The following is a 2,796-nucleotide window of genomic DNA, read 5'->3' as shown; positions in this document are numbered from 1 at the left end:
CGAGGCCGTGGCCGCCGTACGCCATGCGGCCATAGCCACGACGGCGGCGACGAGGGCGGCTGCCACCGCCCAGCGGCTCAGACTACTGCGACGCATGGGACTGCCTCCTTGTCCTGTCCGGTGTTGCGTCTGTCGGGTGGTCAGGTGGTGGTCAGGTGACGCCGCCCTGGGCGTCGAACATGCCCTTGACCGCGTCGTCGAAGTAGGCGGCCTCGTTCCAGCCGTTCGAAGTGACGGTGCTCATCACTCCGTTGACGGACCCGAGACCATTGGAGTCGTTGAAGACGCGCAGCCATGGTCCACCGCTGGAGCCGCCGCCGAAGTTGCACTGCAGCTCGATGCCGTTGTCACTGGCTGCCCTTGTCGTGCCCGTACACGCCCACTGGACTTCCCCGCTGTTGAAGTTGCCGGGGTAGCCCAGGATGGTGATGGGCTGCGTGCGCGAGAAGTTCCAGCTCATTCCGTGACCGCCGGTGACATTGACGATCTTGTTGCCGTTGAGCGGCCAGGTGGTCACCATGGCCACGTCCCGCCTGAGGTCGCTGCTGTTGATCCAGGCGGTGAACGTGCGCATCTGCTTGGCGGCGAACGTGCCGAACGGCCTGTTTCCGTTGCGGTAGCGAGGCACGTAGACCCAGTTGGTCATCCAGGTGCCGCCGCTGCCGCCGTGCACGCAGTGCCCGGCTGTGACCACCATCTGTTTCGAGTCACTGTTGAGAGCGCTCGCCGAACAAGCGTAGGTGCCGCCGTTGCTGGGGTTGGTGAAGAACACCTTGCCCACCGCCGCGGATTCGTTGATGCGCGGGGACGCGGTGCTGGAGCGTGCGGAGGCGGCCGGGGTCGTCCCCGGGTTCCCGGTGGGTACGAGTTTCCTGGCGGCGTCCGCCCGCGCCGGGGCGGCCACCTTGTCGAGCGAGACAGCCTTCGCCATCCGCTCCGGCGTCCAGAAGCGGGCCAGCGCGGCGGCGTCCCGTGCCGAGTCGACCGCGGACCCGTTCGAGAGCCGCGCCGTATGGCCGACGCTGGTCGCGCCGTTCCCGGCAGCGGTAGGAGCACCGCTGGTGAGCTGCGCCTTGGTGCCGGCCTGGGCGGACCCCGCCTCGGCCGTTCCCGCACCAATCAGTGCCAGTACGGTGGCCGCGGCCAGCGGGAGTATCGCGTGTCTGAGACTGCGCACGAACTTCTCCTTCGTTGTCGTTGGAGTGCGTATTTCTGACGGCATGACCGATCAGTGTGCGGAGCACAGCGAACCTAGGCGGGGCGGGAACGTGCGAAACAGCCTCAGATCAGCCGCTCTGTTCTGACTTCGACGGATCCCTCATTTACGGTCTTTTCCGACCAGTCCGGATTTCCGCTTGTTTCACAGACCGCAGTGTCATAAAAGCCGTCGTGGCGTCAGTCGCGTCTCCTCTCCGCCGAGCGGGCACGTTGAGGTGTCTGCCGCGTCCCGTTTCTCGACCGGTACCGGCGAACGGCTCGGCCCTCACCCGCCGGACCGGTGTGAACCGGCCAAAAAGGGAGGCATGCCAGGAAAACCGTGGTGGGTGTTTTGGCGCGTCTGAACCATCGGCGAAGGGGCAGGCAAAGTCGGGGGGACGCGCGCCCGCACGGTGGCTGGGCAAGGGGTCGGACCCGAGAGGACAAAGGACCAAGTGGCCCGGCTCTCCTGGTACTTCAGGATCGGTCTGCCATCCCCACTGGTCAAGAGCCTGGATCCGAGCCGGTTGAGATGGCGCTACGTCACATATGAGCTCTCCGGCCCCCTGTTGGGCGGCGAGTTCGGCGCCAGCGGTCACAGTGGCCGGCAACGGCTTGATGCGACGGCTGACCGAAGCCAGCGCGCTATTCGCATGAGCTACGGGCCCGACCACCGGAACGACGTCCTCGCCAACTGGCCTGCCGTCCGTGCCGAGATCTCCTGGCCGCGCTGGCGCGGTGGGCTCCCCGACGGCGCCGACGACGCGGAGGGGGCGGCCGATCTGGCGGCTCTGCCCGGACTCCTGATCGCCGCGGCGAGGCGCCGGCTGCCCAACGGGAGCAGGGCCCGACCGGGCGCGAGGCGTCTAGGCCGAAGGTGCTCAGGTGCGTGTCGGCGGCTACGGCACCGAGTCCCTCGTACAACCCTGCGACTTCCTTCAGGCGTCCTTGATGGTCGCCGTGACCGGTGTACCGGTCTCCACTGTGCGGCTGACCGTGCAGAGCCGGTCGTGGGAGGCCTTCACCGCGCGGGGCAGGATCGTCCGGGCACGGTCCGCGCCTTCGCCGTCCGGGAAGGTGACGGTGAAGGTGACCGCGAGGTCGGTCAGGCGGTTGCCGAGTTCGTCGGCCACCTTGTTGCCGGTCACCTCGACGGAGAACGTGCCGGGTTCGGCGTGGCGGCCGGTGGCGACGTCGACGTCCACCGCCGAGCAGCCGCCGAGCGCGGCGAGGAGCAGTTCGACCGGGGTGAACTCGCTGTCGGAGCCGGTGCCGAAGGCGATCGTGCCGCCACGGGTGTTGGTGGCGACGAAGTGGCCGGTGCTGGTGCGCTCGACGGTGACGGATCGGGCGGCGTTTTCGGTCATGCCGAGGAGACTAGTACCGGTCGGCCGAAGGTGCCCGGGGGGCTTGGCCGCTCACCGTCTTCTCCTGATCGGCCAGGCCCCGCGGGCCGGGAGCGTGCCTGACGGCTCGGCCTCCGGCGTCCCGGTGGGCCCGTACGAGGCGCCGAATTGCGGTGGCGTCGAAGCAGTTGCTGTCCGATCGCGCGTGATGGCGGCACCGCGCGCCTTTCCGGCGGCCTCGCCATGAGTGACC

2 protein-coding genes are annotated in these 2,796 nt (G+C 68.5%); both read right to left on the bottom strand.

All coding sequences use genetic code 11. The features are described 5' to 3' along the window. Positions 1-151 precede the first annotated feature (151 nt). Positions 152-1,177 (bottom strand): trypsin-like serine peptidase, encoded by a 1,026-nt coding sequence (locus AOK08_RS29675; RefSeq protein ID WP_055531767.1) that lies wholly within the window; start codon positions 1,175-1,177, stop codon positions 152-154. Positions 1,178-2,135: 958 nt separating this feature from the next. Then, the gene (locus tag AOK08_RS29670; RefSeq protein WP_055531765.1) at positions 2,136-2,564 is read right to left on the bottom strand and encodes an OsmC family protein; all 429 of its coding nucleotides are present in this window, start codon (positions 2,562-2,564) and stop codon (positions 2,136-2,138) included. Positions 2,565-2,796 lie beyond the last annotated feature (232 nt).

This window comes from Streptomyces graminilatus (assembly GCF_001418565.1).
Lineage (GTDB): Bacteria > Actinomycetota > Actinomycetes > Streptomycetales > Streptomycetaceae > Streptomyces > Streptomyces graminilatus.
Note: the sequence above shows the minus strand (reverse complement) of the source record. Positions and strands in the feature narration are given on the sequence as shown.

Coding starts and splice junctions, on each gene's coding strand:
- AOK08_RS29670 (WP_055531765.1), bottom strand. CDS start 2,564: ATGACCGAAAACGCCGCCCGATCCGTCACCGTCGAGCGCACCAGCACC.